22 protein-coding genes are annotated in these 25,301 nt (G+C 68.5%); 16 read left to right on the top strand and 6 right to left on the bottom strand.

Features of this window, described 5'->3' with window-relative positions; genetic code table 11:
- Nucleotides 1-73: 73 nt before the first annotated feature.
- The 5 genes from E0H73_RS18760 to E0H73_RS18740 all read left to right on the top strand — a co-directional run bounded on the left by E0H73_RS18760 (nucleotide 74) and on the right by E0H73_RS18740 (nucleotide 5,386).
- The gene (locus tag E0H73_RS18760; RefSeq protein ID WP_131357684.1) at nucleotides 74-1,129 is read left to right on the top strand and encodes a P1 family peptidase; all 1,056 of its coding nucleotides are present in this window, start codon (nucleotides 74-76) and stop codon (nucleotides 1,127-1,129) included.
- 108 nt (nucleotides 1,130-1,237) lie between these two features.
- On the top strand, nucleotides 1,238-1,948 hold the full coding sequence (locus tag E0H73_RS18755) for an ABC transporter ATP-binding protein (protein WP_131357681.1): 711 nt from the start codon (nucleotides 1,238-1,240) through the stop codon (nucleotides 1,946-1,948).
- Nucleotides 1,949-1,953: 5 nt separating this feature from the next.
- Entirely contained in the window at nucleotides 1,954-3,594 is a 1,641-nt protein-coding gene (locus E0H73_RS18750; RefSeq protein ID WP_238164077.1) for an FtsX-like permease family protein, read from the top strand.
- A gap of 57 nt (nucleotides 3,595-3,651) precedes the next feature.
- Entirely contained in the window at nucleotides 3,652-4,260 is a 609-nt protein-coding gene (locus E0H73_RS18745) for a DUF5998 family protein (RefSeq protein WP_131357675.1), read from the top strand.
- 4 nt (nucleotides 4,261-4,264) lie between these two features.
- Entirely contained in the window at nucleotides 4,265-5,386 is a 1,122-nt protein-coding gene (locus tag E0H73_RS18740) for an alkaline phosphatase family protein (protein ID WP_131357672.1), read from the top strand.
- Here the strand turns inward: E0H73_RS18740 and E0H73_RS18735 are convergent.
- Entirely contained in the window at nucleotides 5,383-7,026 is a 1,644-nt protein-coding gene (locus tag E0H73_RS18735; protein ID WP_238164076.1) for a S8 family peptidase, read from the bottom strand. The genes E0H73_RS18740 and E0H73_RS18735 overlap by 4 nt on opposite strands.
- Nucleotides 7,027-7,140: 114 nt before the next feature.
- On the opposite strand from E0H73_RS18735, the gene E0H73_RS18730 reads away from it, so the two are divergent.
- Both E0H73_RS18730 and E0H73_RS18725 read left to right on the top strand, forming a co-directional pair.
- The gene (locus E0H73_RS18730; RefSeq protein ID WP_131357669.1) at nucleotides 7,141-7,794 is read left to right on the top strand and encodes a thymidine kinase; all 654 of its coding nucleotides are present in this window, start codon (nucleotides 7,141-7,143) and stop codon (nucleotides 7,792-7,794) included.
- Nucleotides 7,795-7,870: 76 nt separating this feature from the next.
- Nucleotides 7,871-8,689 carry a sulfurtransferase gene (locus E0H73_RS18725; RefSeq protein WP_131357666.1) on the top strand — a complete coding sequence of 273 codons (819 nt, stop codon included), beginning with the start codon at nucleotides 7,871-7,873 and terminating at the stop codon, nucleotides 8,687-8,689.
- A gap of 3 nt (nucleotides 8,690-8,692) precedes the next feature.
- Here the strand turns inward: E0H73_RS18725 and E0H73_RS18720 are convergent, their stop codons facing one another.
- Nucleotides 8,693-9,436: an SDR family NAD(P)-dependent oxidoreductase gene (locus tag E0H73_RS18720; RefSeq protein WP_131357663.1), complete on the bottom strand. Its 744-nt coding sequence runs from the start codon at nucleotides 9,434-9,436 to the stop codon at nucleotides 8,693-8,695.
- Between the two features lie 190 nt (nucleotides 9,437-9,626).
- Between E0H73_RS18720 and E0H73_RS18715 the strand changes: the two genes are divergently transcribed.
- Nucleotides 9,627-10,688 (top strand): DUF4185 domain-containing protein, encoded by a 1,062-nt coding sequence (locus tag E0H73_RS18715; RefSeq protein ID WP_131357659.1) that lies wholly within the window; start codon nucleotides 9,627-9,629, stop codon nucleotides 10,686-10,688.
- 463 nt (nucleotides 10,689-11,151) lie between these two features.
- On the opposite strand, the gene E0H73_RS18710 is transcribed toward E0H73_RS18715, so the two are convergent.
- Both E0H73_RS18710 and E0H73_RS18705 read right to left on the bottom strand, forming a co-directional pair.
- Nucleotides 11,152-11,628 (bottom strand): GNAT family N-acetyltransferase, encoded by a 477-nt coding sequence (locus E0H73_RS18710; RefSeq protein WP_131357656.1) that lies wholly within the window; start codon nucleotides 11,626-11,628, stop codon nucleotides 11,152-11,154.
- A gap of 37 nt (nucleotides 11,629-11,665) precedes the next feature.
- Nucleotides 11,666-12,046, bottom strand: a complete 381-nt coding sequence (locus tag E0H73_RS18705; RefSeq protein ID WP_131357654.1) for a VOC family protein — start codon at nucleotides 12,044-12,046, stop codon at nucleotides 11,666-11,668.
- A gap of 63 nt (nucleotides 12,047-12,109) precedes the next feature.
- Between E0H73_RS18705 and E0H73_RS18700 the strand changes: the two genes are divergently transcribed.
- From E0H73_RS18700 to E0H73_RS18665, 8 genes are all read left to right on the top strand, one after another.
- Nucleotides 12,110-12,886: an alpha/beta fold hydrolase gene (locus E0H73_RS18700; RefSeq protein ID WP_131357652.1), complete on the top strand. Its 777-nt coding sequence runs from the start codon at nucleotides 12,110-12,112 to the stop codon at nucleotides 12,884-12,886.
- A 130-nt stretch (nucleotides 12,887-13,016) separates the two neighbouring features.
- Nucleotides 13,017-14,399 carry an ABC transporter substrate-binding protein gene (locus tag E0H73_RS18695; RefSeq protein WP_131357649.1) on the top strand — a complete coding sequence of 461 codons (1,383 nt, stop codon included), beginning with the start codon at nucleotides 13,017-13,019 and terminating at the stop codon, nucleotides 14,397-14,399.
- A gap of 4 nt (nucleotides 14,400-14,403) precedes the next feature.
- The gene (locus E0H73_RS18690; RefSeq protein ID WP_131357646.1) at nucleotides 14,404-15,318 is read left to right on the top strand and encodes a carbohydrate ABC transporter permease; all 915 of its coding nucleotides are present in this window, start codon (nucleotides 14,404-14,406) and stop codon (nucleotides 15,316-15,318) included.
- Nucleotides 15,315-16,196 (top strand): carbohydrate ABC transporter permease, encoded by an 882-nt coding sequence (locus E0H73_RS18685; protein WP_131357643.1) that lies wholly within the window; start codon nucleotides 15,315-15,317, stop codon nucleotides 16,194-16,196. The genes E0H73_RS18690 and E0H73_RS18685 overlap by 4 nt, the downstream gene beginning before the upstream one ends.
- Nucleotides 16,193-17,068, top strand: a complete 876-nt coding sequence (locus E0H73_RS18680; protein WP_131357640.1) for an NAD-dependent epimerase/dehydratase family protein — start codon at nucleotides 16,193-16,195, stop codon at nucleotides 17,066-17,068. The genes E0H73_RS18685 and E0H73_RS18680 overlap by 4 nt, the downstream gene beginning before the upstream one ends.
- A complete protein-coding gene (locus tag E0H73_RS18675) occupies nucleotides 17,069-18,322 on the top strand; it encodes an enolase C-terminal domain-like protein (protein WP_131357637.1) in 1,254 nt (417 codons plus the stop codon).
- A 56-nt stretch (nucleotides 18,323-18,378) separates the two neighbouring features.
- Complete coding sequence (locus E0H73_RS18670) at nucleotides 18,379-19,659, top strand: ROK family transcriptional regulator (RefSeq protein ID WP_131357634.1); 1,281 nt, start codon at nucleotides 18,379-18,381, stop codon at nucleotides 19,657-19,659.
- Entirely contained in the window at nucleotides 19,656-20,213 is a 558-nt protein-coding gene (locus E0H73_RS18665; protein ID WP_131357631.1) for a GNAT family N-acetyltransferase, read from the top strand. Before E0H73_RS18670 ends, E0H73_RS18665 begins: the two co-directional genes overlap by 4 nt.
- A gap of 74 nt (nucleotides 20,214-20,287) precedes the next feature.
- Here E0H73_RS18665 and E0H73_RS18660 read toward each other — a convergent pair whose 3' ends face one another.
- Entirely contained in the window at nucleotides 20,288-21,376 is a 1,089-nt protein-coding gene (locus tag E0H73_RS18660) for a Gfo/Idh/MocA family protein (protein ID WP_131357628.1), read from the bottom strand.
- Nucleotides 21,377-21,383: 7 nt separating this feature from the next.
- Nucleotides 21,384-25,202, bottom strand: a complete 3,819-nt coding sequence (locus tag E0H73_RS18655; protein WP_131357625.1) for a discoidin domain-containing protein — start codon at nucleotides 25,200-25,202, stop codon at nucleotides 21,384-21,386.
- Nucleotides 25,203-25,301 lie beyond the last annotated feature (99 nt).

The raw sequence follows: 25,301 nt of genomic DNA, 5'->3' as shown, positions 1-25,301 counted from the left end.
GCCTTCCACGCTAATCTCGGCCGCAACCCGATTTCGCCGCCGTGTCGACCGGCCCCGTGACAGGATCTGGGTCATGCAGCCTGGTCCGCACAATGCGATCACCGATGTCCCTGGGGTTCTCGTCGGCCAGGTCGAGCGCGTCGACGCGCCGTACCTGACCGGTACGACGGTCGTCCACGTTCCCGGTACGGCGGTGGCCGGTGTCGACGTCCGCGGCGGCGCACCCGGCACACGCGAGACGGACCTGCTCGACCCGGTGAACTCGAACGCCGGTGTGAACGCGATCGTCCTCACCGGTGGCAGCGCCTACGGTCTCGACACGGCCGGCAGCGTGATGCGCTGGCTGGAGGAACGTGGCGAGGGAGTGCGGGTCGGGCTCGGCGACAACGAGGTGGTCCCGATCGTCCCGACCGCGGTGATCTTCGACCTCGGCCGCGGCGGCGACTTCCGCGCCCGGCCCGAACCGTCCTGGGGTGCCGACGCGATCGCTGCCGCTGCCGACGGACCGGTTGCCCTAGGCAATCATGGCGCCGGCGCGGGCGCGCGAGCCCGGTCGTTGAAGGGCGGCGTCGGCTCGACCAGCGTCCGGCTCGACGACGGTACGACGGTCGGCGCGCTGGTGATCGTGAACGCGGCCGGCTCGACCGTCGACGCCGACGGCAACCTGTACGGCGCCCGCTACGGCATCGGCACCGAGTTCACCCACCTGCGGACGCCGACCGAGGCACCACCGCCGGCCGCGCCCGGACGCAACCTGATCCCCGGTCCGCCGATGAACACGGTGATCGCCGTCGTGGCGACCGACGTACCGCTCGAGAAGGCGGCGGCGAAGCGGATGGCGATGGTGGCGCACGACGGGCTCGCCCGGGCACTCGATCCGATCCACACGCTGGTCGACGGCGACAGCATCTTCGCCCTGTCGACCCGCATCCCTGACGACGACCGGGCGCGGCTGAGCGTCACCGACCCGACCGCACTCGGGCAGCTGGAGACGGTCTTCGCAGCCGGGTCCCGCACGCTGTCCCGGGCGATCGTGCACGCGATGCTCAACGCCCAGAGCGTCGACACCCCAGCCGGCGCCATCCCCAGCTACCGCGACGCCTACCCGTCAGCCTTCCGGACCGAGTGACGTACGACTCCAGTACTACGTGGCGGTGACGAAGGAGGCCTGAAGGCGACGGCAAGACCGGTCCGCAGGCCGACGAAGTCCGCCGACGTCCGCGAAAGGCTCTGGGGTATGAGCTTCCAGAGTCCCCAACCCACGCAGCCGCAAATCGTCCTCAGCGGCCACGGCCTGGTCAAGTACTACGGAGATGTCGTCGGACTGGCCGGCGTGGACGTCGCCGTACGGTCCGGCGAAGCCCTTGCCGTCATGGGCCCGAGCGGCAACGGCAAGACCACACTGCTGCACGTACTGGCCGGCATCCTCACGCCAGACGAGGGTGAGGTGTGGCTGGTCGGCGAACGGGTCGACCAACTCAACGACGCCGCGCGGACTGTGCTCCGCCGCCGTCGGCTCGGATTCGTCTTCCAGGACAACCAACTGCTGGCCGAGCTCCCCGCCGACGAGAACGTGGCGCTGCCGCTGATGGTGGACGGCATGAGCCGACGCGAGGCTGTCGGCCGGGCGCGCACGATGCTCGCCCAGGTCGGGCTGGCCGCGGAGGTGGGCCGCCGCCCGGGTGAGCTCTCCGGTGGCCAGGCGCAGCGCGTCGCCATCGCGCGGGCGCTGGTCGGCGAGCCGCAGGCGGTCTTCGCCGACGAGCCCACCGGTGCACTGGACGCGGCGACCGGTGCGCAGGTCATCGACCTGCTCGTCGGTGCAGCTACATACCGCGGCGCTGCGGTCGTTGTGGTCACACACGACAACGCCGTCGCCGCCCGCTGCCACCGCGTGCTGCGGATCGTCGACGGCCGCGTGAGCGAGTCGCTGGGGGCGAACCGATGAACCCGATGACCGATCTCGGCCTGCGGTTCGTCCGCCGACCGGGTCCCGGCGGACGGGCAGCCAACCTCGCCGCCCTGGGCGCGACCGCTGTCGTGGCCCTGCTGGTCACGTTCCTGATCGCCGGCTCTCTCGGCCTGGCCCACCGCTCCGACCGGATCGGCTGGCGGAGTGCGGATCACGCCGACCCGGGGACAGCGATCGGTGCCATCGACCAGACTGACCGCGAACGGGTCGACGGCCACCCGATGATCCGCCTCGACCTCGCCACACTGCACCAGAACGAACTCCCACCGCCACCCGGACTCGACCACACACCCAAGCCGGGCGAGGTCTTCGTCTCACCCGAGGTCGCCAAGCGCTGGTCCAGCCTCAGCAAGCAGTACGGCGTCGCGCAGCCGACCGGAGTGATCAGCGACAAGGGCCTGTCCTCGCCGGAGGAGTTCATCGTCATCCGTGGCGTCGACTCGATCAGTCCGGACGAGCACCCGCAGTACATGAGCAGCTGGAACGAGGACGTGATGGACAGTCGGATGTTCGGACTGCTCATCGCCGTGGCGTTCGGCATCATCCTCGTGCTGTTCCCGATCCTGAGCCTCGTCGGCCAGGCGGCCGGCGTGGCAGCCAAGCGCCGCGAGCATCGGCTGGCCGCACTGCGCTTGGCCGGAGCTACCAGGACTCAGGTGCTTTGGCTGAGCGCTGTCGAGCAGGCCGTGCTCGGTCTGGCCGGCGCTGTTGTCGGACTGGTCGGTTACACCGTGCTGACCCCGTTCATCGCTCGCATTCCACTCGGTGGCGGGCGCTGGTACGTGCACGACATCACCGCGAGCTGGTGGAACGTGCTGATCGTGCTGGCCGCCGTACCTGTCCTGTCGGTCATCAGCGCGCTGATCGGCCTCGGCCGGGTCAGCATCACGCCGCTGGGCGTCGTACGCGGTCAGACTCGTAAGGCGACCAGTGCGCTGCGGCTGGGGCTGCTGGCCATCGGTCCGATCATCCTCGCTGCCTACGGCATGCAGGCGGCCGTCGTGCCGCTGCTGATCGGGATCGGATTCGCCGCGCTCGCCGTACGGGTGATGGGACCGTGGGCGGTGCAGTTGATCGGCAAGACGCTGGCGAACCTGGCCAACGGCCCGGTGGCGCTGCTGGCCGGCCGACGGCTCGTCGATGACCCGAAGGGAGCGTTCCGCCCGGTCGCTGCGCTTGTGCTGAGCGGCTTCGTGACCGGATTCATCTCGGTGTTCATGCCCTCCGGTGACGACGACCCGTCCTTCCAGGACATGCGGATCGGCGTAGCTCTTCTGCTGGCGCTGGTCTTCCTGACCGTGGCCGCCTCGACTGCGGCGGGTGCGGTCGGTACGGCGCTTGACCAAGCGACCCCGGCACGCGCGCTGCGTCGGTCCGGAGTGCCGCTGCGAGTCATCGAGCGGTCCTCGCGGCTCGCAGCCCTCATACCCGTGGTCGGAGTCGGGCTGCCGGTGGTCGGCTTCGGTGCACTGTGCGGACTCGCACTCAGCGGTGGGAAGGTCATCACCGAGGGCAGCTCGGGCCTCTTCCTGCTGATCGGGCAGGTCGTGGTCGGACTGGTCCTGGTCGCGGTCGCCGGAACCGCCGGAGCACCGGTCCTGCGGAAGGCAAGTGCGAACTGATCGCGGTTGTCCACAAGGGGCGATCGGGCCGGGGCGTGTCCGTGCAAGGATGAGGGCATGCGTGACCTGAATGTTCCGGAGCTCGCGGATGTCTCGGCGGACCTGCGCGAGGCGATCGACCGCTGCGGCTACTACCCGGACGTGGTGACGGACTCGCTCGCGGTGGCGATCGCGGGCGAGCCGATCCGTGCGTTCGTGCTGCAACACGAGCCGACGTTCGATCGGGACGAAGTCCGGCGGCACATCACGATCCTGGCGCTGACCCCGTCCCGGCTGATCGTCGGGCACACCGACGAGCATGCCGCCGACGAGCTGATCCGGGCGCCGTACGCGTCGACCTCGACCGAGGCGATCCCGCTCCAGCGGGTGAACGCGGTGGTGGTGAACCGGGTGGTTCCCAATCCGGCCGGCTACAACTCGGGCAAGGGTGATCCGGTCTCCGGCGGCGGCGAGGTGGTGCTGACCATCGGGTGGGGCATGGTGAACCGGATCGACCTCGAGCCGGCCGTCTGCGCCGACCCGAACTGCGAGGCCGACCACGGCTACACCGGCTCCGTCGCCGCCGACGACATCTCGCTGCGGATCAGTGCCGCGGCGGACGGCCCGGCGGGCATCCAGCAGGTGCTCGACTTCGCCCAGGCACTGTCGTTCGCCACCAGTCGGTAGTGCCGTGATCGCGCCTGTGACCCCGCAGTACGGCGGTGGTTCGCTTGCCGACGTGCTGCCCTCGGTGGCGGGTGCGCTGTCGGTTCCCAACGAGCACAACCTCCTCGGTCTGCCGCCTGCCCCGCGGTACGCCGTACTGCTGCTCGACGGACTGGGATGGAATCTGCTGCGGCGCAACGCGGACGCGGCGCCGTACTTGTCGTCGTTGCTGCCGACCGGGCGCAGTCTGACGGCCGGTGTGCCGTCGACGACGGCAGTGAGCCTGACCAGTCTCGGGACCGGGCTGCCACCCGGTGCACACGGGATCGTCGGCTACACGTCGATCGTGCCCGAGTCCGGTGCCTTGCTGAACGCGCTGTCCTGGGATGCACCGGTGGACCCGCGGCGGTGGCAGCCGCACGGGACGGTCTTCGACCGGATCGCGGCCGCCGGTGTTGCCACGCGCAACGTGAGCAAGGCGCGCTTCGACACGTCCGGTCTGACGGCGGCGGCGTTTCGGGGGAGTGCGCACCGGGGCGCGGACACCGTCGAGGACCGGCTGGACGCGACCCGCTTCGCGAGCCGTGAGGGCAGCTCGTCACTGGTCTATGTGTACGACTCGCAGCTGGACTACACCGGGCACAACCAGGGCTCGGAGTCGTGGCAGTGGCGGAAGGAGCTGGGAGCGGCGGACCTGTTCGCCCAGCAAGTGCGGTCCGCCTTGCCGCGGGACGCCGTACTGGTCGTCGTCGCCGATCACGGGATGATGGACGTCGCGCCCGAGGACCGCGTCGACCTGGATGCCGAGCCCGCACTCACCGACGGTCTGCGACTGATCGGTGGCGAGTCGCGCTTCCGTCATCTGTACTGCTTCGACGGCGCCGAGGCCGACGTCGTGGCGGCGTACCGGGAGCGGCTGGGGGACAGTGCGATCGTGCTCAGTCGTGAGGAGGCGGTCGGGCGTGGGTGGTTCGGTGGCGTGGAAGACCGGGTGTCACCGCGGTTGGGTGACGTGATCGTCGCCGCCATCGGTCAGGTCTCGCTGGTCGCAAGCCGGCGCTATCCGCACGAGGCCGGGCTGATCGGGCTGCACGGATCGCTGACCGAGGACGAGATGGCGATCCCGCTGCTCGTCGACGCCGGCTAGAAGCTCCAGACGTCCCAGAAGAAGCTGGTCTGCGCGGTCTTCGCCTCGCCGTCGCGGGCGACCACGGTCACCTTGTAGCGCCCGGCTCCGGGGGTCAGGACGCCCGTGATCCAGCCGCGCTCGGGGTCGATGCTCAGACCCGGCGGCAGTCCGTGGGCGGTGTAGCTGATGTCGCCGGTGCCGCCCGTACCCTTCATCAGCAGCGGAATGGCCGGCGCACCGCCGAACCCGATCTGCTCCGCAGGCTCGGTGATCGCGATCGCGCCCTGGGGTTGCGCGGCGGCCTCCCCGACGGCCTCCGCCGCGTCGACCATGCCCTCGCCGTAATAGGAGTTGTTCGCCTGAGTGCCGATGCACTCACCGGACGAGCCCGACGGACAGGCCAGGTCGTTCGCCTGCTCGGCCAGCTTCCCGCGCACCTGCGCGGCCGTGAGCTTGGGATCGACACTGCGCAGCAGCGCGGCGACACCGGCGACGTGCGGCGACGCCATCGACGTACCGCTGATCGCCTGGTAGCCGCCGCCCGGAATGGTGGAGTACACGTTCTCGCCGGGCGCGGCGAGGTTGATCTTGTTCTCGCCGAAGTTCGAGAACCGGGACTTCGCGCCGGTCGCGTCGACGGAGGCCACCGTCACCATGTTCGGCAGCTCGCCCGGAAGGTTGAGGCAGTCGGTCGTCACCTGACGCGGGGTCGGCTCGGAGTCGTTCGGGCTCGCGTCGTCACCGGACTTGTCGGCCAGGTTGTAGTCCTCGTTGCCGGCCGCGCTGACGTTCACCACGCCCTTGGTGTCCGAGTACGCGACCGCCCGTCGTACGCCCTCGGCGATCGCGTCCTGGTCCGGGTCGGTCGGGCAGAGGAACAGCCACGGGTCGGTGTAGTAGCTGTTGTTGGTCACCGAGACGCCCTTGTCGGCGGCGAACATGAACGCGCAGACGGTCGCCTCGGGGAAGAACAGTTGACTGCCTGCCTCGGCGACCCGGATCGACGACACCTTCACGCCCGGCGCGACGCCGATCATGCCGATGCCGTTCTTCGCGGCCGCGATCGTGCCGGCGACGTGGGTGCCGTGTTCGCCGACCGGGCGCCAGGCACCGGGCCGGGTGTCGACCTTGCCGTAGGCGCACGAGGCCGACTTGGAGGTGTCGAAGTTCGCCTTCAGGTCCGGGTGCTGGTCGTCCACGCCGGTGTCGAGCACGCCGACCGTGACGGTCTTCGCGCCGAGCGTCTTGGTCCAGGCGCGGTCCGCACCGATCTGCATCATGTCGGCGCGGTCGGTCTCGGGTGCATTGGTCGCTGTCTCGGGCACGGCCGGCGGGATCGCCGGGTTCCCGACATCGCCGGGCAGGTCCGAGGTGCGCGTCGCGCCGGCCTTCTGTACGCCGCTGACGCTGCGCATCTTGCCGATGAACTCCGGGGAGGTCGAGTGGGCCACGATCACGCCGATGGCGTCGTACGTCGCATAGACCGTGCCGCCGTTCGAGGTGATCGCGCCGGTGACCTTGGCGGTCTGCCGCGGCTCGGTGATCACGAAGTACGCACGCAGCCCTGCCTCGGCCCGCTCCGGCGTCGCGGCGGCCGGCAATCCGGCGGTGACGGCCGTCAGACACGCCGTGAGGAAGAGGATCAGAGCTTTGCGCACGATCCATTCAAACCGGCCGGAGGCACAGAACCCAAGCCGACGCCCGGAATTGTTCCCCGAACCGACACACCCCGGCGTGCGGCCCGGACCGTTGACTTGGCAGGATGAGCGCCCGTGGCTGAGCTGACCTACTTCACGGGGACCATGGACTGCGGAAAGTCCACGCTGGCGCTGCAGATGGATCACAACCACAAGGCGCGCGGACGGATCGGCCGGATCTTCACCAGCCACGACCGGGCGGGCGAGTCGGTTCTCTCGTCGCGGCTCGGGCTGTCGGCCGACGCGATCGAGGTGCGGCCCGAGTTCGACTTGTGGGACTACGTCGTCAGCGAACTGACGCACGGTGGACGGATCGACTACGCGGTGTGCGACGAGGCGCAGTTCTACAGCTCGCTGCAGGTCGAGCAGCTGGCAAGGTTGGTCGACGAGTTGCAGATCGATGTGTTCTGCTTCGGCATCCTGACCGACTTCCGGGCATCGCTGTTCCCCGGATCGGCGCGGTTGGTGGAGCTCGCCGACCGGCTCGAGGTGCTGCAGGTCGAGGCGTTGTGCTGGTGCGGTGAACGTGCCACCCACAACGCCCGTACGATCGGTGGGGAGATGGTGACGGAGGGCGAGCAGCTGGTGGTGGGCGACATCGTGTCCCACGACCACGAGGTCTCGTACGAGGTGCTCTGCCGCCGGCACCACCGGCGCCGGCTCACGCAGGCGCGCGCCCGTGCCACGCTGTCACCCGAAGTCCTGCCGTTCGGAGGAGCCGCATCATGAACGAGCGTAGCGAGTTCATCAGAAAGCACAGCGTCCGAAGTACCTCATCCGCGCCCGGAGCGAAGCGAGGACGTGGATGAGTCCGCTGATCACCGTCGACGAGTTGCGCGCGCTGGCCGAGCGGCCGGTGCTGATCGACTCCACGTGGAATCTCGCCGGTCCGCCCGGCAAAGAGGCGTACGACGCCGGCCACCTTCCCGGCGCGTACTTCGTCGACCTGGACACCGAGCTGGCCGGTCCACCCGGTCCCGGCCGCCACCCGTTGCCCGCAGCAACGACCGTGACGGCGACCTTCCGTCGTACCGGCATCACGGCAGACACCCCAGTCGTCGTGTACGACGCGTCGAACTCATCGGCGGCCGCGCGCGCGTGGTGGATCTTCCGGTACTTCGGTGTCCGCGACGTACGCGTGCTCGACGGGGGACTGGCTGCTTGGCAAGCGGCTGGGGGAGAGGTCACCACGGATGTCCCCGCTGACGGGGACAGCACGTTCACCGCCACGCCCGGCCACATCCCCATGCTCGACGCCGACGGCGCCGCCGCGGTCGCCGCGTCAGGTGTGCTGCTGGACGCGCGAGCCCCCGAACGCTTCGCGGGCGAGGTCGAGCCGATGGACCCGATCGCCGGCCACATCCCCGGCGCGGTCAACGCCCCCACCACTGCCAACGTCGACTCCAGCGGTCACTTCCTCCCGACCGCCGATCTCCAGGCCCGCTTCACCAATCTCGGCGTCGACCAGTCGACCGAGGTAGCCGTCTACTGCGGCTCCGGCGTCACCGCAGCCCACGAAGCCCTGGCCCTCGAAGTCGCCGGCATCCCCTCCACGGTCTACATCGGCTCCTGGTCCGAATGGATCACCGACCCAACCCGCCCGGTGGCGACGGGCACCGACTGACGATCACCAGCCGAGCGGACCGAGGCGGTCCTCGAAGGTGCCGGTCGGGCCGTCGGGGCCGACGGTCGCCATCCGGACGATGGAGTCGGTGCCTTCGGTGACGGTGAGCTGGCCCTTGTGGTTGTTCATGTCGGTCGCGGCGAACTTCTTGTTCACCGTCTCGCCGGGGGTGGCGAGGTTGAACTTGATGGCCGGCAGCGCCTGGGCGTAGCGGACGGTGAGCATGTTGAGCGCCGCCTTCGACGTGCTGTAGGCCAGTTCGTGCATCTTCGAGAACGGCTGCTCCGGGTCGGTGACGACGTGAAAGGCGCTGCCGCCGCTCGACACGTTCACCACGCGCGGGTTCTCCGCTGCCTGCAGCAGCGGGAGAAACGCGTGGGTGACCCGCACCGTCCCGTACACGTTGGTGTCGAACACCGGATGAAGCTCGGCGACCGTCGCCTCGGCCGGGTTGACGCCGTGACCGGGCGCGCCGGCGTTGTTGATCAGCACGTCCAACCGGTCGGTGTGCGTGCGGACGAGCTCCAGAGCACCCGCCACGGACGCATCCGAGGTCACGTCCAACTGCACCAGCACCACGTCCACGCCCTCGGCCGCCAGCTTCTCGACGGCCTCCTGCCCACGGCCGGCGTCTCGCGAGCCGAGGAACACCTTCCATCCCAGCACCCCGAGCCGCCGCGCAGCCTCGAACCCGAGCCCCTTGTTCGCCCCGGTGATCAGCACCGTCGTCTGTTCCGCATTCGTCATTGTCGTCTCCAGTAGTGGTCTCTGTTTCGGCCATGAGATGCCGGCGGTCGGCTGCCTGTGACAGGTTTCTGCGCGTGACCCGCGCCACCTTCGCGGGGCGCCGGCCCCTTGACGCCGACCCCTGCGGTCCGGGACAGTGAATGAGAAATCGATTTCCCATCCGCCCCGAACTACCCATGGGAGTCAGTCGATGCTGATCAAGCGATCCACGTTCTTGCGCGCGGCGTTCGGTGCCGGTGCCTTGGCGGCCATTCCTGGTACTTCGGCCTGGGCAAGCCCGCAGGCGGTGACCACGAACAAGGTGGCCGATCTGACCGGGCCAGGGTTGACGGACCGGTTCCGGATGGCGGCGACCGATCTCGGGATCCCGGCCCGGACTCCGGACGGGCGGTTGCTGTTCATGTTCGGGGACACGTTCGAGCAGCCGATGGTCGGTGGCGGGTGGTGGCGATCGCCGGTCGCGCTGTGGTCCACGACGACCAACCTGCCCGGGGGAGTGCAGTGGTCCGGCGCGGTCGGGGGAGCAGCGGCCCAGCAGTTGTGGGACTACCCGCACGACAACCCGACGTTCTCGACCGTGCTGCCGTCGGACGTGATCACGATCGGCGGGTCGATGTACCTGCACGCGATGGTGAACAAGGGCCTCGGGACCGTGGTGTGGACGGAGATCTGGCGCAGCGACGACTCTGGCGCGAGCTGGTACCACACCGGCGCGAAGTTCGACCCGAACATCGACGGCGGGCTGTTCCAGTGCCTGACCTGGGGTGAAGGCAACGACGGCTATGTGTACGTCTACTCGACCGGCTTCCAGCGGAACAAGCCGATCATCCTCAAGCGGGTCCGCAGCGACCAGATCGCGAACCCGGCGGCGTACGAGCCGTGGGGCTTCCGTGACGGCGTCTGGGCCTGGGGCAACCCGGCCACGCCCATCCTGACCGGCAGCTTCGGTGAACTCTGCCTCCGACCACTCGGCGGTAAGTGGGTACTGACGTGGTTCAACGCCGGCGACTACCGGATCGACGGCATCATCATGGACACCCCGACGTCGAACCTGTTCACGGCGTACCGCCAGACCCTGATCTACGGCGGCGCCTGGGGCCAGGAGGACGACAACCACGTCGCCCAGCTGTACGGCGGCTACATCATCCCCGGCTCCACCCTCAGCGACCTGCACCTCTCGGTCAGCCAATGGAAGACCGACGCCGGCTGGCCCTACCGAGTCATGCAGTTCCGCGTCCGCGGCTTCGGCTAGATGTACTCGGCCATGACCTTGGTGCAGGTGGTTCGCCAGGTCGAGGCGGCGATCACCCGCCCGAGAATCCTCGGTGGCGCCGGGGCGCGGACGTGCCCCACTCACCAACGTGCCCGTCGGCCCACCTCCACGCCCCAGGTGAGCGCGGCGACCTGAGCCTCCGAGTGGTTGATGAGTGCGGCACGTCCGCCCATGCCCCGTGCTGCGGACCGCCAGGCCATCACAATGGATGCAACCGCAGCCCCGTGTGTCGTGACCAGGCGGGAATCGGCCATCGGGCCGTACGGCTCGCCCGTTGCGATGGCCTGCCGGTCCGCGACCACCGCCCGCGACCAACGACCCCGGCTGATCGGCCAGCGTCCGGGTGCGTGCGAGACGCGACTTTGAGCACGGGTCGGTCACGCGGGACGGAATTTGGTGGTTGATCGGTGCCCAAGGTCGGCCGTGGACAGCGGGCGACTAGCTAGACCTCGAGCACCATCGTGTCCGAGGTGCCGTTGACCGCGATCTTCTGGAACCCGAGCGACCGATAGAGGCCCGCTGCCGGGTTGCCCGGGTCAACACTCAAAGCCAGCCGCCGGTACGACGTTTTGCCCGCCATGGCGATGAGTTCCGTGAGCAACGCGCGGGCGATGCCCTGGCGGCGGAAGGCCGGCGCGACACCGAGCGTGAGTTCGGGAACGTCGTCGGCGATGTAGCCGTACCCAGGGCGATCGGCGGTCAGTTGACGCGCCCAGCTCGCGCCGGCCAGGGCGCCGTCGACCTCGGCCACGACGCCGAAGTCGGTCGCGCGCGGCCAGCCGGCGACGTACCGCCAGGCACTGTCCTCGGCCCGGAGCTTGTCCAGCGTGAACCAGGGCGTCCCGTCCCAGTTGTATGCCTCCAGCAACATCTCGGTCAGGAACGTGAAGTCGTCGGCCGTCGCCGGTCGGAGGATCATGCCGCCATCCTCGCCGACCGGCGAACCGGCCGCGACGCTATTTCGGCCCGGCCACCCCGACGAGGTTGCCCTCCGGATCGGTGAACTGCCCGACCACGAGCTTCCCCGGTACGCCGTCCGGTCCGAACACCCGCCGGCCGCCCAGCTCCTCGGCCCGGTCGAGCGCCGCGCCGACATCGTCCACACCGACGTAGAACAGCGCCTTCGGCTGGAGACCAGGCCCGCCTCCGACGCCGCCGTTCAGCCCGGGCGCACCCGTCGTACTGCCGTCCACGAAACCGTAGCTGCCGGGCTCGGAAACCTGCTCGGACACGGTGTCGCCGACCTCGTACTCCCAGCCGAACAACTCGCCGTAGTACTCCCGGAGCCGGACCGGATCGGTCCCGATGATCTCGAAGTGCACAACCGCATCAGTCATGGGTCCTCCTCGTCGGATCTGTAGCACTGGGAACGTCGGAAACCCGCTGCTACGTTCGACATTATGGAGACCGATGCGGGGGGAATCCGGATCTACTACGAGACGCAGGGGACCGGAGAGCCGGTGCTCCTGATCCACGGTGGTGCGACCACAGGGGAGAGCTGGAAGGCGCAGACACCGGCGCTCGCTGAGCGTTATCAGGTGTTCATCCCCGATCGCCGCGGGCACGGACGGAGCCCGGACGTCGACGGTCCGGCCACCATGGACGGTTACGCCGAGGACATGATCGCGTTCATGGCGGCGCTCGGACTCGAGTCGGCGTACGTGATCGGCTGGAGCGACGGCGGCAAGGTCGCCGTACGGATGGCGTTGAGCCACTCGGACCTGGTCCGGAAACTGGTCATGATCGGCACCGAGCTCACCCGGGCGGGCGGAACGCCCGCCAACGAGCGCCTGATGACGACACCCGAGGGCCTGGACTCACTCGCGTCATTCGCCCGCGAGGAGTACGAGCGGTTGTCGCCCGACGGACCCCAACACTTCGACGTCGTGTTCGCCAAGTGGACCCAGATGTGGAGATCGATCCCGGACATCCAGCCCGCCGACGTCCAGCACCTGCCGATGCCGGTCCTGCTGATGCAAGGAGATGACGACTGCGTACGCATCGAGCACAACGTCGCCGTCGCGCGGGCGATCCCGGACGCGCAAGTCGCGGTCATCCCCGGCGCCTCCCACGCCGTACCGCTGGAGAAGCCTGCAGTGGTGAACGGCCTGCTGCTCGACTTCCTCGGCGACACACCGTCGCCCAAATACATGCCGATGGGCGATCTGGGCGGCTGATCCAAACCGTTGCCGGAATCGGTAGCTCGTAGGCATTGAATTAGTAACACGCTTGGTTTAACTTACTCGGGACCTGGCCGGTGTGTGGCTCAGAGCACATCGGCGGCATGCGGAAACCCGAGGAGTTCCGATGACGAGAGTGAGCAGGTGGAGCGCCGGCCTCGGCGTGGCGGGGCTGGTGCTCGCGGTGGCGGGCTGCGCCGACGGTACGACGCCGTCGTCCGGCCCGGCGGCCGGTGCGATCGACGAGAACGCGCCGGTCACCATCACGATCGGGGACCGTCCGACCCCCGACAAGCCGAACGACATCAAGGCGTTCGAGAAGAAGATCAAGGACTTCACCACCGCCCACCCGAACATCACGGTCAAGTCGACCGAGACGAAGTGGGACGCGCAGACCTTCCAGGCGCAGGTCGCGGGCGGTTCGCTGCCGACGGTGATGAACATCAGCTTCACCGAACCGGCCAACATGATCCCGAACAAGCAGCTCCCGGACATCACCGACGAGCTGAAGCTGGTCGACCTGACCAAGGACCTGAACCCGAACGTGCTGAAGATCGTCCAGGACGACAAGGGCCGGATCTACGGTGTCCCGATCGACGTCTTCTCGGTCGGTCTGGCCTACAACCGGGCGCTGTTCACGCAGGCCGGCCTGGACCCGGACAAGCCGCCGACGTCGTGGGACGAGGTCCGGCAGTACGCCAAGCAGATCACCGAGAAGACCGGTAAGGCCGGCTACGCCCAGCTGACCAAGGACAACACCGGCGGCTGGATGCTGACCACGATGACCTACAGCATGGGCGGCTCGGTCGAGAGCCAGGACGGCAAGAAGTCCACCTTCAACGACGCGCCGACCAAGAAGGCGCTGCAGTTGCTGAAGGACATGCGCTGGAGCGACAACTCGATGGGCAGCAACTTCCTCTACAACCAGGAGGAGATCCGGCAGGACTTCGCGGCCGGCAAGATCGGCATGGTCCTGCAGGCGCCGGACGCCTACGACATGGCGGTGAAGAACTTCGGCATGAAGCCGGCCGACTACGGTCATGCCGCGCTTCCGCAGGACGGCGGCCCGCACGGCACGCTGACCGGCGGCTCGCTGAAGATGATCAACCCGAAGGCGTCCAAGAACGAGATCGTCGCGGCGCTGAAGTGGATCAAGTTCGACCAGTTCGACAAGTACACGACCGAGTCGGTCGCGGTCGCGGACGCCAAGACCACGATCGCGGACAAGGGTTTCGTCGGCCGCCCGGGCATCTCGCCGCTGAGCCAGGAGACCTACGACCAGTTCAACAAGTGGCGTGAGCCGTACGTGAACGTCCCGGTGCAGCAGTTCCAGGGCTACATCGACTCGACCAAGTCGCTGAAGCTGCTGCCGGAGCCGTCGAACAAGGGCCAGGAGGTCTACGCCCTGCTCGACCCGGTGGTCCAGCAGGTGCTGACGAAGAAGGACGCGGACATCGACAAACTGCTGACTGACGCCGCCTCGAAGATCGACGCGCGCCTGGCCCGGTAGTCACATGTCCTTGTTGCGTACGCCGAAGTCCGGCCGGAGCGTTGCCACCTGGTACCGCTCCGGCGGACTGAGCAGCGTCATCTTCGCCGTGCCCCTGGTGCTGACGTTCCTGTACTTCTCCTGGGGCCCGATCGTCCGCGGCCTGGTGCTGAGCTTCCAGAAGAACAACCTGGTCACCCCGCCGGAGTGGGTCGGGATGGCCAACTTCAGCTATGTGCTGACCGACCCGCAGCTCCCGCAGGCGGCACTGAACACGCTGTACTTCTGCCTGCTGGCGCTGATCTTCGGCTTCCCGGTCCCGTTGTTCCTGGCCGTCTTCATCAGCGAACTGCGCAAGACCGGCTGGCTCTACAACGTGATCTCCTACCTGCCGGCGGTGGTTCCGCCGGTGGCGGCGATCCTGTTGTGGAAGTTCTTCTACGACCCCAGCGGCGCGGGCGTCTTCAACTCCATCCTCGGCTGGTTCGGTCTCGGGCCGTTCGCCTGGCTGAACTCGCAGAGCCTGGCGATGCCGGCGATCGTGCTGGAGGCCACCTGGGCCGGAGCCGGTGCCACGTCGATCATCTATCTGGCCGCACTGACCGGCGTACGGACCGAACTGTACGAGGCGGCCGAGCTGGACGGGGCCGGGATCTGGAAGCGGGTTTGGCACGTCACGCTGCCGCAGATCCGCGGAATCATCCTGATCATGATGCTGCTGCAGCTGATCGGGACGTTCCAGGTCTTCACCGAACCGTTCCTGTTCACCGGCGGCGGCCCGAACAACGCGACCACCACGATCCTGCTGCTGATCTACCGGTACGCGTTCATCAACGGCGACTTCGGTGCCGCGACCGCGCTCAGCGTGCTGCTGGCCGGGGTGCTGTGCGTGCTGTCGGTCGTCTACCACCTCCTGACCCGTCGCTGGAGTACCACATGAGCCACGAACGCGGCATCATCTCGACCGCGGACCGGAAGCGGTCAGTGGTCCAGTACGGCCTGCCTGCGATCCAGGTGCTGCTGTTCATCGGCGTCGTGATCGCCGGCGTCGGCCCGCTGCTGTGGCTGCTCAAGTCCGGCCTGTCCACCAGCCAGGACATCCTGCGCGGCCCGATGCAGCTGTGGCCGTCCGGGATCCAGTGGCAGAACATCCCGGACGCCTGGAACCGGGTCCAGATCGGCTCGTACCTGGGCAACACCGCGATCATCGCGATCGGCTCGATGATCTCCACCCTCTTCGTCTGTACGACGGGTGCCTTCGTGCTCAGCGTGCTCCGGCCGAAGTGGGGACCGATCATCACCGGTGCGGTGCTGGCCACGCTGTTCCTGCCCGGCGTCATCTCGCTGGTCCCGCTGTACATGACGATCCTCAAGATGCCCCTGCTCGGGGTGAACCTGCAGAACACCTTCTGGGCGGTCTGGCTGCCGCAGGCGGCCGGTGCCTTCAACATCCTGGTGATGAAGCGGTACTTCGACGCGATCCCGCGCGAGCTGATCGAGGCTGCCCGGATCGACGGCGCGAGCAACCTGCGACTCTTCACCTCGCTGGTGCTGCCGTTGTCGAAACCGATTGTCGGGGTGGTCGCCCTGCTGACCGTGATCGGCTCCTGGAAGGATTACCTGTGGCCGCTGCTCGTGCTGCCGGATCCGCGCCTGCAACCGATCTCGGTGGCGCTGCCCCGGGTGGCCGAGACCACGGAGATCTCACTGCAGATGAGCGCGCTCTTCCTGGCGGTACTGATCCCGGTGGTGCTGTTCTTGGTGTTCCAGAAGCAGTTCCTGAGAGGTGTGGGGATGTCGGGAGGGATCAAGGAGTGAATGCACTCAACGGCCGGCGGGTCACGGTCACGGGGGCCACCGGCCGCATCGGGTTGGTCACGGTCGAGCACCTGACGGCGCTCGGCGCGGTGGTGACCACCCTGTCGAACGGCGAACATCCGGACCTGAAGGCCGACCGGATCCTCGTCGGTGACACCCGCTCCGAGACCGACGTGGCCCAGGCGCTGGAGGACGCAGACCTGGTCGTGCACCTCGCGGCGCTGGCTCACCCGTCGGCCGGTACGCCGTACGACGTGTACAGCGTCAATGTGGTGTCGACGTTCAACGTGCTTGCCCAGGCCGGTGCCCGGGGCATCAAGCGGGCGGTGATCGCGAGCAGCATCAACGCGACCGGGCTGCCGTTCAACCCGCACGACATCAAGCCGGCGTATTTCCCGTGGGACGAGAAGATGGCGACCGACGTCGCCGACCCCTACTCGCTGTCGAAGCAGAACGACGAGAACACCGCGCGGATGGCGTGGCGGCGGTGGGGGATCGACGTGGTCGCGTTCCGGTTCCCGCATGTGAACTCGGGCGAGCTACTGCAGCGGCAGGCCGACCGTGCCCGGGAGGACCCGGCCGGCGGCTTCCGGGAGGCCTGGAGCTATCTGGACACCCGCGACGCGGCGTACTCGATCGAGCTGGGGCTGACGGCTCCACTGTCCGGCGCGCACACCTTCTTCGTCGCCGCCGGCACCACCAATGCGCCGTACGAGACTGAAGCCTTGCTGGACGCCTTCGCGCCGGACGTGCCGCGACTGCGGCGGTTCATCGGGCGCGAGGTGCCGATCGATCTGACTGCTGTCAGGACCGTGCTCGGCTTCCAGGCCCAGCACGAACTCGACCTACCGACCCTTCCCTTGGAGCTCTGAATGCCCTCGACCTTCGACCAGCCCTGGCCCGTACGCGACGACGTCCGGATCAGCGCGGTCCAGGCGATCGTCACCGCACCACAAGGCATCCCGCTGGTGGTGGTCAAGATCGACACCACCGAGCCCGGCCTGTACGGCCTCGGCTGCGCGACGTTCACCCAGCGGTGGAAGGCGGTGCAGACCTTCATCGATGAGCACCTGGCCCGGCTGCTGGTCGGCCGCTACCCGGGTGACATCGGCGACCTGACCCGGCTGGCCGGGTTCAGCGGCTACTGGCGCGGCGGACCGGTGACGAACAACGCGATCTCGGGTATCGACCAGGCCCTGTGGGACATCGCCGGGAAGCGCGCCGGGATGCCGGTCTACGAGCTGCTCGGCGGCAAGGTGCGGGCTGCGGCCGACACCTACATCCACGCCAGCGGCCATACCATCGAGGAGACGCTCGAGCACGCGCACAAGCTCGTCGCTCAGGGCTGGCGGCACATCCGGCTGCAGATGTCGACGCCGGGAGGCGGCGGGTACGGGGCTCCGCGGGTGCCGACGCTCTACCCGGACGCGCCGTACCACAACGGCTGGTCGGCGCGGGACTACCTGCGCGCGACCCCGGAGCTGTTCGCCGAGGCGAGGCAGGCGCTGCCGGACAACATCGAGCTCCTGCACGACGTCCACTCCCGGCTGACGCCGAAGGAGGCGGTGCTGCTGGCCAGGTCGCTCGAGCCGTACGGACTGTTCTTCCTCGAGGACGTGCTGCCGCCCGAGCACTGGGACCGGCTGCCCGAGGTTCGCGCCGCCTCTCCCGTCCCGCTGGCGGTCGGTGAGCTGACGACGTCGATGGGTGACGCGGTCCGGCTGGTCCGCGACCTCGGCGTCGACTTCATCCGCTCGCACGTCTCCGACATCGGTGGTCTGACCCCGGCCCGGAAGCTGGCCGACCTGGCCGAGCTGTGTGGTGTCCGTACGGCGTGGCACGGCCCGGGCGACACCTCGCCGATCGGCGCCGCCGCGAACGTCGCGCTCGACGTCAGCTCTGTTGCCTTCGGCATCCAAGAGGGTCACCTGTACAACGAGGCGACCCATGAGGTGTTCCCCGGCACGCTACGGATCGAGGACGGCTGGCTGCGGCCGAACGAGGCGCCCGGCTGGGGGATCGACGTCGATCTGGAGGCCGCCGCACGTTATTCCGCGCAACTGTCCGGACACGACGAGTGGGCGGCCGGCGTACGGCGCCCCGACGGTGCGCTGGAAGCACCGTGACAGCTGCTCACGCGCAGTACGATCGCGGCTAATCGGGACAGGCGGGGAGGTGGGCGATGAGCACGGACGACCAATCAGGCGAGAAGGCAGGGCTGACGGAGCTTCGGCGCGCGGGCGCGAACCAGTACGACCTGGGCTCCTTCAACGAGGCCGTGATCATCGAGACGATCCGGCTGGCCGGCACCATCAGCCGGACCGAGATCTCCCGCCGGACCGGCCTGACCCAGCAGTCGGTGTCGCGGATCCTGCGCATCCTGCTGCAGCAGGGTCTGCTGGTGGAGGAGGCGCAGGAGCGCGCCGAACGGCTCGGCAAGCCGCGGACGCCGGTCCGGATGCGCTCCAATGCGGCGCACGCGGTCGGCATCCACATCGATCCCGAGCTGCTCACGGTCGCGGTGGTCGACCTCGACGGCACGATCGTGCGTCGGGAGACCGTCGACCTCGCCGATGATCTCGACGCCGGCCGTCTGGTCGACCTGACCGCGGCGACCGTGACCGCGGCGCTGAGTATCAGCCAGGTCGACCTCGACTCGATGCTCGGCGTGGGTGTCGCCGTACCCGGGCCGATCGACGCCGACGGCTCACTCCTCGCGCTGCCGCTGCAGCCGGCCTGGCGCGGGCTGAAGATCCGCCAGTTGCTACAGCAGAAGCTCAACCACCCCGTCCTGGTCGAGAAGGACGGTACGGCGGCCGCCATCGGCGAACGCTGGATCGGCCGCTCGGCCCGGGCCCGCGACTTCGCCTATCTCTATCTCGGCACCGGCGTCGGCAGCGGCCTGATCCTGAACGGCTCGATCTATCGCGGTGGTACGGCGAACGCCGGGGAGTTCGGCCAGATCGCGGCACTGCGGATGGGGGAGTGGGACGTGGAGAACGGGCCGCGGATGGTGCCCGAGTGCAACCCGACCGCGTCGTTGCCGGTGATCGCGGCGGAGTACGGGTACGTCGAGACCGACCCGAGCGCGACCGACGAGGCCAAGCGGTACAAGGCGGTGTGCAAGGCGGCGGCCGACGGTGACGAGGCGGCCCGGAAGGCGGTCACCCAGGTCGCGCGGGTGGTCGGTCAGGGCGCCGTCGGGCTCGTCGACCTGCTCGACATCGACCTGGTCGTGCTCGGCGGGCCGGCGTTCGGCAAGGAGATCTCGGAGATCTTCCTGGCCGAGATCGGCCGCGCGGTGAACGCGCATCCGGTCGCCCGCGAGACCCGGCCGGTCGCGGTGGAGGAGTCGATGCTGCAGACCGACGCGGCCGCCGTCGGGGCCGCCTCGACGATCTTCCACGACGCGTTCACCCCTAGGGTCAGCGGATCCAGTCAGGCACGTAGGCTGCCGAAGTGATTTCACCCCGCCAACTCACCCCGGAAGTCCAGCTCCGGATCGCCTCACTCGACGACGCTCCCGCCCTCGCTGACGCCTACACCCGCAGCTGGGACCACCTCAGCCCCTGGGAGCCCGCGCGGCCCGAGAAGTGGTTCACCGTCGCCGGTCAGGAGGAGCGGCTCACCGCGCAGCTCGAGCGGTACAAGAACAGTCAGGTGGTGCCGTGGCTGCTGGCCGACGGCGACCGGATCATCGGTGCGGCGACCCTGAGCGACCTGGTTCCCGGGCCGTTCCGCAGCGCGAGCCTCGGCTACTGGCTGGCGGCCGAAGCGGTCGGTCGCGGTCTGGCGACGCGCGCGGTGGAGACGGTGGCCGAGATCGCGGACACCGAGCTGAAGCTGCACCGGATCGAAGCCAGCACGCTGACGAACAACGCTGCCTCGCAGCGCGTCCTCCAGCGCACCGGCTTCACCCAGATCGGCCACGCGCCGACGTACCTGCACATCGCCGGCACCTGGCAGGACTGCAACCTCTACCAGCGAATCCTGAACGAGCGGGCTCCCGGCGCCTGACGACTGGCGGGTTATGTCACCGCTGACGCGTTGTCTTCACGCCAACGGTGACATAGGGCGCTATCGGCGGCTGTTCAGTTCGGTGGGAGGCGGATTCCTCGGGAGACCTCCACGTCGTCGTAGCGGCCTTCGAGGACGTCCATGAATTTGACCGGGCGCTGGAGGGTGCTGGCGATGTAGACGGCGCGGACCGCGGCGAGTGCCTCGATCCCGTCCTGGACCGTGAGCCCGGGCTGTCCGCCGTTCGTGATCGCCGTCAGGATGTCGTCGTACTGCGCCTCATGGCCGCCGGGCGGACCGGCGTCGACGGGCGCCTCATCCTTGACGCCGTCGACGTTGAGGCGCCGCAGCAGGTCGTCCTCCAGCTCAGCACCACCCTCGGTGCCGTGCACCGACACCCGGGTCCGACCACCGGGGAAGGCCGCGGTGGTCGCATGCAGCGTGCCGATGGCACCGGACTCGAAGGTCAGCGTCGCGACCAGGGTGTCCTCGACCTCGATCGCGTGGTGCGTGGACCGCACCGCCTGCGCCTGGATCTGCACCGGCCGACCCATGAACCACAGCATGAGGTCGACCGTGTGCACGCCCTGATTCATCAGTGCGCCGCCGCCGTCCAGCGCCCACGTCCCACGCCAATCCGCTGAGGCGTAGTACTCGTCGCTGCGCCACCAGGCAACCGTCGCGACGCAGGACGTGAGCTGGCCGAACCGGCCGGAGTCGATCGCCTCCTTCACCACGACGCTGCCCGCGTCGAAGCGGTGCTGGCTGATCACCGACGTGACCACACCCTGGCTCGCCGCCCGCGCGGCCGCCGCCCCGAACCGGCGGGCCCGGCTCGGGTCGACGTCGAGCGGCTTCTCGATCACGACGTGCTTCTTGTCGTTCAGCGCCTGCTCGGCCAGCTCGGTGTGCGTGCCGCTCGGCGTGCAGATCGCGACCAGCGAGACCTCCGACCCGCTGATGGCCGCGGGCAGGTCGTCGTACACCTGGGGCACCGGCTGCCCCGCCTCCTTCAGCCGGGCCGCCAGTGCCTCCCGGGCGCTCGCGTCGACATCGACGAGGGCGGTCACGGTCGCGTCGGGCCGTGCCGCGATGGTGTCCGCGTGGGTGCGGCCGATGATGCCGCAACCCACGATCGCGACCTGATGTTGTGCGTCAGCCATCTCGCTCCTACTTGGCCTGGAAATTCGCGGTCAGTACCTGGTCCGTGGCGACGGTGAAGGTGTACGACGCGTCGGTCGAGACCACCACGCCGTCGACGGTCCAGTTCTGGAAAACGCTATCCGATGTTGCCGCCGCCGTCACTGTGACCTGCGCGCCGACCTCGTAGGTGCCCGGTTCGGACTCGTTCCCGGCGATCGTCGCCGTGCCCGGACCGCTGGCCTGGACCTTGATACTGCGCTGGACGACATTGATCACCATCACGTTGCGCAGCGTGGCCGGCCCGGACAGGGTGGCGCCGTTGTAGCGGGCCAGGTTGGTGGCCTCGACGTCTCCGCTGACCACCTTGACCGTATGACCGTCGGTGCCGAGGTTGTCGGTGCCCAGATTGAAGGCGTCCACCTGACCGCTGTTCACCACGAGCCCGTCGTGGAAGCCGTACGCGAACACGTTCAGCAGCGTCAGGCCGCGGGCGCCGTCGACGGTGACGATCTTGGCGGTCTTGCGCATGTACTTGTCGATGACGAGTTCGAAGATACTGCCCTCGTTCATCCAGTACGGCTGCTGGTAGCCGACCCGGGTGACCGCGTTCCCGTTCGAGAGCACGCCCTCGATCCGGCCGTTGGTGCCCGGGCCGATGGTGATAGCGTGGTCGAAGAACGCCCCGGCGACCTTGCGGACGACGACGTCGTCGCCACTGAGGTCGATCCCGTTCCAGGCGTTCGGGAAGCCGGCGTTGATCACGTAGTTCCCACCGGCGTGACCGCGGACGGCGTACGGGTAGGGCACGACGCCCTCGGCCTTGCCGGGGTTGTTGTCGGGGTAGAAGACCCGCAACCCACGCACGCCCGCGCGGTTCTGCAGCGTGATCAGCGCAGTCTCGGTGTTCTTCTCGAAGGCCTGGAGGACCGTCCCGCCGCTGGCGCCGCCTTGATCCCGGTTCGGTACGGCGGACGCACCGCGCAACTCGACCTTCGCCGGGACGCTGAGATGCGTGCTGATCCGGTACCACCCGGCGGGCAGGTAGACGATGCCGCCGCCGTTCCGCCCAGCCTTGTCGAGCACCTTCTGTACGGCGTTCGTTGCGTCGGCGGCCGGCAAATACCCGACACCGTGCGGCGCGTCGACGACGTACAGAGACTGCTTCGGCTTGGGCAGCGGCTCCTGCGAGTACGTCGGCGCCGTGCCGGACATCCGGTGCACGATGCCGTCGACCGCGCCAGTGAGCGTGGTCCCGGTGACTTTCACGTAGCCGCGCGAGTTGTTCTGGATCGCGTGGTCACTGCCTTCGATCCGGCCCGCCGCGAGCGTCATACCCCAGCGGTCGTCCATCACGTCCACGAGCACGCCGATGTCAGTACGGCGTACGTCCGGCTGAAGGAAGCTGCCCGTGAACTGGGCTCGCTGTCCGGCGACGACATGGATGCCGACGTGGTAGTCGGTGAGCGAGATCCGGTGGAACTGGTCCCACTCGAGGTCGCCGAGGACGAGACCGGTGCCGTTGGCCCGTGTCCACGCGTCCAGCGCGGTCCGCGCCGGCGGGTGGTAGACGGCCGGTGCGTCCGCCCAGAAGGAGTTGCTGAACGCAACGTTCTCCCAGGTGCCGACGTCGGCGCCGTTGTACGCGCGGGCTCCCTCGAAGAGGGCGGTGCCACGGATGTTGCGGATCGTGCTCGACTCGTGCACCTGGCCGGAGCTCGGTGCGTTGCCGTGGTCGTTGGGCATCGTGCTGATGCCGATCCCGCGGTACGAGTTGAGCATGGTGACGTCGGCGACGGTCGCCATCATGTAGTTCTCGTTGCCGATCCAGGCGCCGCCGGGGATCTCGAAGGTGTAGTTGTACGGGACCGGGTCGGTGGCGTTCTGGTTCGGGTAGTAGGTGGTCACGCCGAGCACGCCGGCGCTGCCGCCGATCCGGAACAGGCTCGGCCCGTCGTTGCCGGAGGCAAGATCCGCGACGACCACAGTCCCGGTCCCGAGCTTCTCGCCGTGGTCACCACGGAGGGTGCAGAACGCGTGCACCTCGATGGTGTCGGTGACCTTGTACTTGCCGGCCGGCAGCCAGACGGTCCCGCCGCCCGCATCCTGACACGCGTAGATGGCCTGCTGGATCGCCTTGGTCGAATCGTGCCGGCCGGTGCGGTCGGCGCCGAACTGGGTGGCGTCGAAGTCGGCGATCACGCCGTCCTCGGTCGGGTTGGTCGTCTGCACCAACCGCGGGTTTGGAGTGACGACCGGGCTCAGCCGGAGCTGGAGTTCCTTGACGATGAACGAGTCGGCACCCGTCATCGCGACCCGGACGTACCGCGCGGTGGTGGTCGCGAAGCGGGTCCGGCTGATCTGGTTGCCGCCGGGGGATCCGATGCGTCCGACGTCGGTGAACTTCCGGCCGTCCATCGAGACCTGGACGGTGTAGTCGGGGGAGTACGCCTCGGCCCATTCGACCCGTACGTCGTTCACCGGTCGCGGCTTGCCGAGGTCGAGCTGGAGCCAGGAGTCGCCCTGACCGCTCGTCCAGGCGGTGTCGTGGTTGCCGTCATTGACGTTGGTGGCGCCGCTACCACTGCTCGCTGTCGCCTGGCCGTCGGATGCGAAATTGGTGTCGACCACCGAAGCGGTGAAGGCGTCGAGCTTCGACTGCAGCGTCTGCAGCGCTTCTTTCACCTGGACGTCGGTGACGCCGGGGGTGGCCGCGACGGCGCGGGCTGCGTCGATCGCCGTACGGAAGATCGCACGACTGCCGTCCGGGTACTGACCGTCCCTGGTTCCCTCGCGGGCAGCCTTCTCGACCCGGGCCGCCTCGTCGATCAGGTCGAGCAGGCCCTCGGTGACGTCGAGGGTGGTCGCGACCTTGGCGACGCGGACGGCTGCGACCTTCAGATCGACCGAGCCGTCGCCGTTGTGGATGCGGAAGTCGCCGCCGTTCGAGCGGTTCGTCATCACCGCGTCGGGGAGCGCGAAGGTGTGCGTCTTCCAGGTCTTGGTGTCGCCGTACTGAACCACCTCGGAGTTCTTGAACTTCTCCGGGATCGTCTCGCCGGGGGAGTCGTAGTGCAGGCCGAACTGCCCGTTGCCGGCGTCGAAGTAGTCGACGCTGATCAGCACCAGGCTGTGGTTGTCGTACAGGTAGGTGTCGGCGACGTTCATGTAGAAGAAGTTCGTGCCTGGGGACGGCGCGGAGTGGTCGGTCTGCCAGTAGGCGCGGCCGTCCTGCACCCCGGTGATCAGGTTCTCCGGCCGGTCGCCGGCGCGCGGGCTGATGCCGGACTGGATCGGCGATGCTCCGAGCTGGACCGAGGCTCCCGCCGTACTGATCCGGAGGCTCGAGATGGTGATGTCGGCGCTGCCGAACAGGCGGACGTCGGCGTCGCCGAGGCGGTCGGTGAAGCCGATGTCGGTGAGCTCGAACGTGCCGGTCCGCCACTGACCCGTGTTGGTCAGTTGGACGTCGGTCGCCTCGGCCTGCGGGTTCGTGGCGGCGTCGTACTGGAGCTCGAGGGTGCCTGAGCCGCTGTCGAGGTAGGTCACCGTCACCAGGACGTCGTCTGTGCCAATCTCGTCGACGTAGTCACGGTCGACGTCGAATTCGAGGTAGCCGGTGCCGGCGGCCTGGTTGGTCTGCCAGTACGTGCGGCCCTGCTCGGTGCCGGTACGCAACCCGGCGGGGTCATCGCCGGCGGCGGGCTTCACGCCGAGCGTGGTCGGGGTCGGTCCGAGGTCGGCGCCTACGCCGCTCGGATACATGGTGGCGGCCTGAGCCGCCGGTACGGCGATGACGCTGGCGAGCAGCACGGCGGGAAGGACCCACGCGAGCAGGCGTCTGGACATGCTGAAACCTCCAGGTGGCGGGCCGGAAGTACACGCGAGAGCAGCTGCGCGGATAAGTTAAACCAAGCGTGTTACTAATTCAAGAGCCCAGCATCGGGC

The sequence above is a fragment of the Kribbella pittospori genome, assembly GCF_004331465.1.
In the GTDB taxonomy this organism is placed as follows: domain Bacteria; phylum Actinomycetota; class Actinomycetes; order Propionibacteriales; family Kribbellaceae; genus Kribbella; species Kribbella pittospori.
This window is presented reverse-complemented; position numbering and strand designations above follow the sequence as displayed.

Excerpts from the sequence above, each read along its gene's own strand:
- E0H73_RS18750 (WP_238164077.1), top strand. The coding sequence starts at position 1,954 with ATGACCGATCTCGGCCTGCGGTTCGTCCGCCGACCGGGTCCCGGCGGA.
- E0H73_RS18725 (WP_131357666.1), top strand. The coding sequence starts at position 7,871 with ATGAGTCCGCTGATCACCGTCGACGAGTTGCGCGCGCTGGCCGAGCGG.
- E0H73_RS18660 (WP_131357628.1), bottom strand. The coding sequence starts at position 21,376 with ATGGCTGACGCACAACATCAGGTCGCGATCGTGGGTTGCGGCATCATC.
- E0H73_RS18690 (WP_131357646.1), top strand. The coding sequence starts at position 14,404 with ATGTCCTTGTTGCGTACGCCGAAGTCCGGCCGGAGCGTTGCCACCTGG.
- E0H73_RS18700 (WP_131357652.1), top strand. The coding sequence starts at position 12,110 with ATGGAGACCGATGCGGGGGGAATCCGGATCTACTACGAGACGCAGGGG.
- E0H73_RS18670 (WP_131357634.1), top strand. The coding sequence starts at position 18,379 with ATGAGCACGGACGACCAATCAGGCGAGAAGGCAGGGCTGACGGAGCTT.
- E0H73_RS18695 (WP_131357649.1), top strand. The coding sequence starts at position 13,017 with ATGACGAGAGTGAGCAGGTGGAGCGCCGGCCTCGGCGTGGCGGGGCTG.
- E0H73_RS18745 (WP_131357675.1), top strand. The coding sequence starts at position 3,652 with ATGCGTGACCTGAATGTTCCGGAGCTCGCGGATGTCTCGGCGGACCTG.
- E0H73_RS18675 (WP_131357637.1), top strand. The coding sequence starts at position 17,069 with ATGCCCTCGACCTTCGACCAGCCCTGGCCCGTACGCGACGACGTCCGG.
- E0H73_RS18755 (WP_131357681.1), top strand. The coding sequence starts at position 1,238 with ATGAGCTTCCAGAGTCCCCAACCCACGCAGCCGCAAATCGTCCTCAGC.
- E0H73_RS18715 (WP_131357659.1), top strand. The coding sequence starts at position 9,627 with ATGCTGATCAAGCGATCCACGTTCTTGCGCGCGGCGTTCGGTGCCGGT.
- E0H73_RS18655 (WP_131357625.1), bottom strand. The coding sequence starts at position 25,202 with ATGTCCAGACGCCTGCTCGCGTGGGTCCTTCCCGCCGTGCTGCTCGCC.
- E0H73_RS18720 (WP_131357663.1), bottom strand. The coding sequence starts at position 9,436 with ATGACGAATGCGGAACAGACGACGGTGCTGATCACCGGGGCGAACAAG.
- E0H73_RS18705 (WP_131357654.1), bottom strand. The coding sequence starts at position 12,046 with ATGACTGATGCGGTTGTGCACTTCGAGATCATCGGGACCGATCCGGTC.
- E0H73_RS18710 (WP_131357656.1), bottom strand. The coding sequence starts at position 11,628 with ATGATCCTCCGACCGGCGACGGCCGACGACTTCACGTTCCTGACCGAG.
- E0H73_RS18760 (WP_131357684.1), top strand. The coding sequence starts at position 74 with ATGCAGCCTGGTCCGCACAATGCGATCACCGATGTCCCTGGGGTTCTC.
- E0H73_RS18685 (WP_131357643.1), top strand. The coding sequence starts at position 15,315 with ATGAGCCACGAACGCGGCATCATCTCGACCGCGGACCGGAAGCGGTCA.